The sequence below is a fragment of the Bacillus sp. 05T31 genome (genome assembly GCF_056396725.1).
In genome coordinates, this window is record NZ_JBFTMA010000119.1 from 1 (window position 1) to 9,128 (window position 9,128).

The 9,128-nt window shown below is 35.8% G+C and carries 10 protein-coding genes; all 10 read right to left on the minus strand.

All coding sequences use genetic code 11. From position 1 onward, the window contains the following. On the minus strand, positions 1-379 hold a 379-nt coding region (locus AC1DJR_RS10280; protein ID WP_477002542.1), incomplete at its 3' end, for a laccase domain-containing protein. Positions 380-496: 117 nt separating this feature from the next. After that, on the minus strand, positions 497-775 hold the full coding sequence (locus tag AC1DJR_RS10285; RefSeq protein ID WP_012261605.1) for a YlmC/YmxH family sporulation protein: 279 nt from the start codon (positions 773-775) through the stop codon (positions 497-499). 274 nt (positions 776-1,049) lie between these two features. After that, positions 1,050-1,829, minus strand: coding sequence for an RNA polymerase sporulation sigma factor SigG (sigG, locus tag AC1DJR_RS10290; protein WP_002014725.1), 780 nt, complete (start codon positions 1,827-1,829; stop codon positions 1,050-1,052). 157 nt (positions 1,830-1,986) lie between these two features. After that, positions 1,987-2,706: an RNA polymerase sporulation sigma factor SigE gene (sigE, locus tag AC1DJR_RS10295; protein WP_002128857.1), complete on the minus strand. Its 720-nt coding sequence runs from the start codon at positions 2,704-2,706 to the stop codon at positions 1,987-1,989. 19 nt (positions 2,707-2,725) lie between these two features. Continuing rightward, complete coding sequence (gene spoIIGA, locus AC1DJR_RS10300; RefSeq protein WP_367960276.1) at positions 2,726-3,643, minus strand: sigma-E processing peptidase SpoIIGA; 918 nt, start codon at positions 3,641-3,643, stop codon at positions 2,726-2,728. A 459-nt stretch (positions 3,644-4,102) separates the two neighbouring features. Continuing rightward, positions 4,103-5,257, minus strand: a complete 1,155-nt coding sequence (ftsZ, locus tag AC1DJR_RS10305) for a cell division protein FtsZ (protein ID WP_477002543.1) — start codon at positions 5,255-5,257, stop codon at positions 4,103-4,105. A gap of 39 nt (positions 5,258-5,296) precedes the next feature. Further along, the gene (gene ftsA, locus AC1DJR_RS10310; protein ID WP_477002544.1) at positions 5,297-6,598 is read right to left on the minus strand and encodes a cell division protein FtsA; all 1,302 of its coding nucleotides are present in this window, start codon (positions 6,596-6,598) and stop codon (positions 5,297-5,299) included. 401 nt (positions 6,599-6,999) lie between these two features. Next, a complete protein-coding gene (divIB, locus tag AC1DJR_RS10315; protein ID WP_002014733.1) occupies positions 7,000-7,770 on the minus strand; it encodes a cell division protein DivIB in 771 nt (256 codons plus the stop codon). Between the two features lie 98 nt (positions 7,771-7,868). Further along, positions 7,869-8,774 (minus strand): UDP-N-acetylmuramate dehydrogenase, encoded by a 906-nt coding sequence (gene murB, locus AC1DJR_RS10320; RefSeq protein WP_477002545.1) that lies wholly within the window; start codon positions 8,772-8,774, stop codon positions 7,869-7,871. Between the two features lie 61 nt (positions 8,775-8,835). Beyond that, a partial coding sequence (locus tag AC1DJR_RS10325) for a glycosyltransferase (protein ID WP_477002546.1) occupies positions 8,836-9,128 on the minus strand: 293 nt, incomplete at its 5' end.

The following is a 9,128-nucleotide window of genomic DNA, read 5'->3' on the forward strand; positions in this document are numbered from 1 at the left end:
GAACACAATCAGCGTAACAAGATGTTAAGAGAACATCTTTGTTAGTCGTATAAATGCCATCCGTTTTTGGAATACCGTCTTCATATGAATAAACGCCTTTCCCTTTTTCTTGCAGTCCTACTTTCTCAACATGATGGTCATGAACTTGTTCAGAGCAAATCCATTTTTCTAATGGTTTTTGTAACTTATTGGCTAAAATGCGTCTGTTTTCATGAACATTCTCCACGATATCATTCACATGTAATCCTAAATTCATCGCATGAAAGGAGCCTGTACTTACTCCACCATCTTTTGTCGTAAATCCAACAGTAATGTTTCCAAGTTCTTTCCACGCTTGTAAATACAGTATACCGTCCGCATATTTAAATGGTTCTCTCATAAAGCGACTCCTTTTAATTAAAATAACAGAAAAAAGTATGGTACTTCCTGTCTATTTTACCATACTTTTATTTTTTCATAATGACAACAGAAAAAAAAGAGGAATTTGTAATATTCTTTATGAAATTGTCGGTGTTTGTATTGATTCTGTTACAGAATTAACATGATCTACTTTTACAAGTATGACATCTTCTCCAATTTTCATAATTTGCTCCCAAGGAATCACAAATTCTACTTCCTTCCCAAAGAGTCCAAGCATTCGTGCCTGCTTAGAAATAATAACCGCCCTAATCTTTCCTGTGTCTATATCAATATCAATATCTCCAATATTCCCAAGCCTCTTTCCATCTGAAACATTTACAACATCCTTCATTTGAAACTCCGAAATCCGTATCATATTCATCCTCTCCCTTATATCATGAATCGTAAGTACGCTCTCAAATAAAGTGAAACCTTAATCAGTGGGATTATTAACCCATGCCAATCGGACTTTTACGGGCAGTCCCGCTTCCATCTAACTTTTTACTCCAGCCTAATTTCGAAGCGGATAAACAGTATATAACCGCTACTAATAGAACATCCATTTTATTTTCATTATATGAACCTMCCCAMTCTACTATGAGCGCAAAATATTATATATAAAAAAGKCCTCACCATAACTGGTGAGGACCTTATCCTTGAATCGTCTTATTCATTTGCTTAATAGCAGACTTCTCCAAACGTGATACTTGCGCTTGAGAAATCCCAATTTCTTCGGCAACTTCCATCTGTGTCTTTCCTTGAAAGAAACGTTTTCGAATAATCATTTTTTCACGATCATTTAAACGCTTCATTCCTTCTTTCAACGCCAGTTCTTCAACCCACTGCTCGTCCTTTTGTTTTTCATCCTTTAATTGATCCATAACAAAGATAGGATCTCCTCCATCGTTATAAATCGGTTCAAATAATGAAACCGGATCTTGAATCGCATCTAGTGCAAAAACAATCTCTTCATGTGTCACTTCAAGAACTTTCGCAATATCCATTGCTGTTGGTTCTTTTGAATTTTCAGCAATCAATTTTTCTCTTACTTGCAACGCTTTATACGCAATATCTCGTAATGAGCGAGATACACGAATTGGATTGTTATCACGCAAATATCTGCGTATTTCTCCAATAATCATCGGCACAGCATACGTTGAAAACTTTACATTTTGGCCTAAATCAAAGTTATCAATGGATTTCATAAGTCCAATGCAACCAACTTGAAATAAATCATCAACATATTCTCCTCTGTTATTAAATCTTTGGATGACGCTCAGTACAAGACGTAAGTTTCCATTCACTAATTTCTCTCTGGCGCTTATCTCTCCRCTTTGCATTTCACGAAATAATTTACGCATCTCTTCATTTTTTAGTACTGGAAGTTTAGCTGTATCAACACCGCAAATTTCTACTTTGTTTCTCGTCAAAGTGTTCCCTCCTATCGGGAGTTGCTGTACAGTGTAAAGTATTTCCTTTGAAGGGGATTTTATGCATACGGTTTTTCTATCATTTTTCACAAATATCATATTTCCTAATGCACAAAAAAAGAATAAGACCAGTCTAGATACCGACTGGTCTTATTCTTCACACCATTTTATTAAATTCTTTTCGTAATCTTTTTATAATTCTTTTTTCCAAACGAGAAATATAAGACTGTGAAATTCCAAGCATATCAGCCACATCTTTTTGTGTCTTCTCTTCGCCACCAGCGAGTCCAAACCGAAGCTCCATAATTTGTTTTTCACGGTCATTTAATTGATGCAATGCTTTCATTAAAAGATGACGATCTACAGTAGCTTCTAAATCTTTTGTAATAATGTCATCATCTGTACCTAAAACATCTGATAATAACAGTTCATTTCCGTCCCAATCAATGTTAAGCGGTTCATCAAAAGAAACTTCCGAACGATTTTTATTATTTCGACGCAAATGCATTAAAATTTCATTTTCTATACAACGAGATGCATATGTTGCTAATTTAATTTTCTTTTCTGGATTAAATGTATTCACTGCCTTAATAAGACCAATTGTTCCTATACTAATCAAATCCTCAATATTGATCCCTGTATTTTCAAATTTTCTTGCTATATATACAACAAGCCTTAGGTTACGTTCAATAAGCATCGACCTCGCAGCTTGATCTCCATTTGGTAATTTATTCAAAAGAACTGCCTCTTCTTCTTTCGTTAACGGCGGTGGCAACGCTTCACTTCCACCAATATAATAAATTTCATCGGTCTTAATTCCTAATTTCAGCAATACTTTATACCAAAGGTATACCAAATAAAATTTAAATTTCACCATATTATCCCGCCTCTCATAATTAAGCAATTACCATCTTTTGCGAAATCAACATTTTCGGATGTACAATGCATTGATACTCTCCATTAGTAGATAATTGTTGTGTATTTAATCCAATCAGTACTTTGTTTACAACAACCGAACTACCTTCATGATAAACTCGCACACAATCTGGCTTAATTGCCCATAAAAATTGATTCTCTACTCCTACTGCTCGGAAAGGAATTAAACGTAGTCTCGTCGCCCATCCAGAATCATTCTCTGGTATTTGAGGAATTTCTGTTTTGGAATAAATTTGTTCTGTTAACCAAGCTGGCAAACAATGTTCTAATGATGAAATATGCATAATCATAACGGGTGTTTTCGTTAACGGGTCATAAAGTTGGTTCCCACTATCAATTAGACCTGCTAATTCTAGTTCCTCTCCAGCTAATTGAATTTTCACTTTCACGATTTGATCATAGTGTATCTTTGTGACCTCTACGCTTTCTATACGCTTTTTAGAAAAATAATAAATTACTGGAAAACCAAAAATAACAAATACCCAACTAATTGGATCACCGTAAGAAACTGATTTAGATTGAACTAATCCATTTACCATTTCGTTCGTTTGCAAAAAGTAATGCGTTCCAATTAATCCTCCACCAACCATAAAGGTTACAAAATAGAAAGTAAAAACAGTTTGTGTATAATTTCTAAATGTCGAAAACCCAAATGCTGTATACACAATAAGTAACGAGTACAATAGTTTCATAATTGGATGTGTCATCATAGAAGCAAAAGGCGTAAAGGCGAAAATAACAATAGTTGAACCTATAAATGCCCCTAACACAAGCCTCCATCTTTTGATTCTCTTTTTTAACACGGTGGCTGTTAATAAAAGTAAAAGAAAATCAATGCAGGCGTTTAACAACCAAACGATGTCGGCGTAAACAACCAAACAATTCACCTCTTTTTTTAAGTTGAGACTAGTATAATGCATATCCAATAGKAAAGTGTGTCAATTGGTGGAGGGATTTTTTTGTTATTTTGTGATTTCTAGACATAATCTGTCGGTAAAAAATAAAAGTGTATTTTTCATAGAATAATATAAATTTTTTACTTGTATACATAATAATTGAATTATATATATATACAAAGTTTATCTTGCTATTTGCTGGCAGTAAGACCCTGCCTCAAAATTCAGCTATAAAAAAGTACAGAAGTTAAGTGGGAGTCGGGCTAACAATCATTTTTGGATGAACACCCCCGACTAATTAAAGTTTCAATTTATTTATCACAGCTTATGGTTTAAAAATAGGACTGGGCTCTCCATATGCAAAATAATAAAAAAAGATCTGCTTAGCAGATCTTTTCCATTTAGACAACAAAAAAAAGGAGCATGAAAGCTCCTTTTCTTTTATCGTCTACGACGGTTACGTAAGAATGCTGGAATATCGATGTCATCTGAATCAGTATGACGATCATGCACAACCGGCTCTTCACGTTTCATTTCACGCTTAACTTCACGTTGTTTTGAAGGTTGAGCTACTGGTTGTTGTTGCTGTTGCRTGTGATTCGCAGTCGGACGGATAATTGGTTTTGGTGGTTGTGTCGAAGCACTATCATCAAAACCAGTTGCAATTACAGTGACAACGATATCATCTTTTAATCCTTCATTAATAACAGAACCGAAGATCATATTTACTTCTGGATCCGAAGCTGAAGCTACAATGTCTGCTGCTTCTTGTACTTCATATAAACTTAAGTTTGCGCCGCCCGTAATGTTCATAATAACACCTTGAGCTCCATCAATAGATGTTTCTAGTAATGGACTAGAAATCGCTTTTTTCGCAGCTTCAGCAGCACGATTTTCACCATTACCAGAACCGATACCCATTAAAGCAGAACCTCTATTAGACATAATTGTTTTTACGTCTGCAAAGTCTAAGTTAATTAGACCTGGTGTAGCAATTAAATCAGAAATACCTTGAACACCTTGACGTAATACGTTATCTGCTTCACGGAACGCTTCTAACATTGGCGTATTTTTATCAACAATCTCTAATAAGCGATCATTTGGAATTACGATAAGTGTATCTACATTTTCTTTAAATGACGCAATACCAGATGCAGCTTGAGTTGCACGTTTACGCCCTTCAAATGTAAATGGACGTGTTACAACACCAACTGTTAACGCGCCTAGTTCTTTTGCAACTTGAGCAACAACTGGAGCTGCACCAGTTCCAGTTCCGCCGCCCATACCAGCAGTTACGAAGACCATATCCGCGCCACGAAGCGCTTCTTGAATCTGTTCTTTACTTTCTTCTGCAGCTTTTTTCCCTACTTCAGGGTTTGCGCCTGCACCAAGTCCACGCGTTAATTTTCCACCAATTTGCATTTTCGTTTCAGCTTTTGATAGATTTAATGCTTGTGCATCAGTATTCACAGCGATAAAGTCTACACCTTGTACACCGTGTTCAATCATACGGTTTACAGCATTGTTTCCGCCACCGCCGACACCGATAACTTTTATATTCGCTAATTGATCTTGAGTAGTATCAAACTCTAACATGTCGAAATCCCCCTAGAACCTCATTTTTCGTGTCCAATTTTAATCCCATAAATAACGGAATGCACGTTTTACTTTTGACATCATGCGGTCATCATTTTGATTAGTATTGTTTTGATTACGAGTTTTTTGTTTCGCAGGTTGCTGTTGTACCGGCATTGGTGCTGGTACTGGTTCAAAATGTTCTTGCTTTTCCTGCACATTTTTCCCACGTAATTTAGCTTTTTGATAAGAATGTTTAATTAATCCAACTCCACTTGTATATTGAGGCTCACGAACACCAATATAATCAGGAGTTGCTATACGAACATTTTCATGTAAAATATCGTATGCAAGATCAAGAAYACCTGGCATAGAAGCTATCCCACCAGTTAGTACATATCCAGAAGCAGCTTGCTTTACTCCTARCTTATGCACTTCATCTTGAACAAACATTAAAATTTCCTCTACACGAGCCTCTATTATATCCGATAATTCCAACTGAGAATATTGTTCTGTTTGATCGCTTCCCATAATAGGAACCGTAAACATCTCTTCTTCAGATGCTGTATCATAAAAAGCATGTCCATATTTCAGCTTAATTTGATCTGCATTTTCTGTTGAAGTTTTCAGCCCAATCGCTATATCCTTCGTTATATGATCTCCACCTAATGGCAATACGCTCGTTGCTTGCAACTCTCCATCTTTAAAAATAGATAAGGTTGTAGATCCTCCGCCCATATCAACAAGGGCTACCCCTCTATTTCTTTCATCCGAAGATAACGCAACTGTCGCTGCCGCTAAAGGTTGCAGACAAATATCAACAATTTCAAGACCTGCTTTTTCTACACAACGAAGTAGGTTATGTAGTAAAGTTCTCGAGCCTGTAATAAGTGTACCTTCCATTTCTAATCTTACACCGATCATCCCGCGTGGATCGTTAATCTCGTCAAGACCGTCTACAATGAACTGTCGAGGTACCACATCAATAAATTCACGTTCAGGAGCAATTGACACAACTTGCGCTGCATCTAGAACGCGTAAGACATCTTCATTCCCGATTTCACGATCTTCATTTGAAACAGCGACTACTCCGTGACACGGGAGCAACTGTACCTGGTTTGCATTGACACCTACTACAACTTGCTCAATGTGGATACCCACCATGCGCTCAGCTTGTTCAATTGCTTTTTTAATTGATCGAACAGTTTCATCTATATCAACTATCGATCCCTTTTTCAAACCATTTGATTTTACGTTTCCAACACCAATAATGTTTAAGCTATCATTAACCATTTCACCAATGATGACTTTAACATTGGATGTACCGATGTCAAGACTAACATAWATTTCATTGCTGTTCATTCTTTGGCACCTCCTTCTTTATTTATACCATACAACTCAATATATGGAACAACAATCGCAACTTTACTATTTATAAGAAAAATATTCAACGTCTTTGTACGTTTCCCTTTTTTAACCCTATATTTTTCTTATTTTTATTTAACATTCATTTAAGAATATCGCAGTAACCTGTGAATAACTGCTCTATCTTGAAATAATTATATTTCAAGTGTAAAGATTACCGCCAAGTATAAGTCTACACTAAGATGTACTTGTAGAAAAGTGAAACTTGTACCAATCCTAGTATGAATCTAAGAAAATTTACATTTTTTTCATCAAATTAAGCATTCTTGCAAATTAGCATCCATATAAAAGAACGTTYGTTTCATTTCATACGTAATAACGCAGTAAAAACTATCATTCTATTCTTTCTTTTCTTCAGCACCTAGTTCCTTCGTATATGCACCCACTTCTAAGTCAATTAAAACCTTCTTACCAGGTTCAATTGTTTTTAAAATAAGTGGATAAGCTTCCATTCGCTTTGCGAAATTTTGAATAGTGGTGCTCACTTCATATCCTTCATTCATATATAAAGTAAGATGATCTTCATTTGCGTTCGTTGGTGTATAACGAATTTCAGAAATAGACCTTAAAATAGTTGGCGTTAATTTTTCTAGTTCTGCAATTAATTCCTTCATTTTTTCCTCTTTAAATGGTTCAAAAATTGGTGCTGCAACTGGAAGCTTTCCGTTCGGAAGTACATCGAGTGTTTTCCCATTTTCTAATAACGGTTGTAATTTCCCATCTTTGTTTATATAGCCAATTGTTAAATATTCTTCGATATGAACATCAATTTTGTTTGGGAAACGTTTTTTTACATTTACCTCTTTAATTTCTTTTCGTTTCGTTAAGTTTTCTTCTGCTTTATGTGCTGTTACTCGGAAATAACTCGTATCATATGTCACACCTGATTCCTTCATAACTTGTTCATCTGTCATATAATGATTTCCAAAGACACTTATCTTTTTTATATTACTAAGCGGAGACCGAAAATAAATTAAAAAGAGTACTAATAAAAATAAAATCGATATGTATAAAATTAACCGATGATTAACAGGTTTCTTATTTTTTTTATTTTGATTCTTTAATTTTGGTACACGATCTTGTAGTTTAATCACTTTACTATTTTTCATGTACGATCCCCCTATGTAACATAAAGAACGGCATGTTCCTCATGCCGTTCTTATCTTCTTATTATAACATAAATGATAATGAGCGGAACGAACAACCGTTATCTTCCAATTATTTCTACTTCTGTATGCATATCAACACCGAATTTACCTTTAATTGTACGCTTTACCAATGCGATTAAGTCTAATACATCTTGCGCTGAGGCCACACCAGTATTAACAATAAAATTCCCATGCATTTCAGAAATTTGAGCTCCACCTATTGTATAACCACGAAGCCCTGATTTTTCTATTAAATCTCCTGCAAAATAGGGGACTGGATTTCGAAATATACTTCCTGCACAAGGGTGATTCCAAGGCTGCGTTTCACGGCGATACTCTTTATTCTTTTGCATGCTTCTTACAATTCCCTCGCGTTCGCCTACCTCTAATTGGAATTCAGCTTCCAAAACAATACCAGGGCGTTTCATTTGCAATACAGATGTGCGATAAGAAAAGCCCATTTCGGTATTCGTCAACCAATTAATTGTTCCATTGTCAAACAAAATACGAGCTTTCGTTAATACACTCGATATGTCGGACTTATGAGCGCCTGCATTCATATACACTGCACCGCCAACACTTCCTGGAATACCACTTGCAAATTCCAGGCCCGCTAATCCCTGTCGACTAAGTAAAGTTGACAATTTAATAAGGGGATATCCAGCACCGACTCTTACTCTATGTTTTTCGACTTCTAAATGGTCTAATCCTTCTCCTAAACGAATAACCACACCTTCTATACCTTGATCAGATACGAGAAGATTTGAACCACGACCAATTGCAGTCCACCTTGTCTTGTACTTCTTTACTAACTCTAGAGTCTTCTCAATACCAGCAACATGCTTTGGTACAATTAAAATATCAGCTGGTCCGCCTATTTTCATAGTCGTGTAACGCACTAACGGTTCATTAACTAACACGCGACCAACATTTGCTTCTAAAAGCTCTTTTACTAATTGTTCCATAGACAATCTCCCCCATATCAAGTCTCCTTATTACAGTAATATGCGGGGCGTTCACCTAATGTTATTTTTTAATAAGCTTGTTCATTACTTCATATAGCTTATTTGCTGCATCTGGAATACCAAGTTGCTTAGTAGCCAGTTTCATATTTTGTAATGTTTGTGTATCCAATAAAATCTCATCAATGTCACGAATAAGCGTTTCAGATGTTAAATCTTTTTCAAGTAGCATTTTAGCTGCTCCTTTATCAACAACTGATCGTGCATTTTTTTCTTGATGGTTATTTGTTACGTACGGACTTGGAATTAATACACTCGGCTTTCCTAACGCTGTTAATTCTGCAAGCGTTGTAGCCC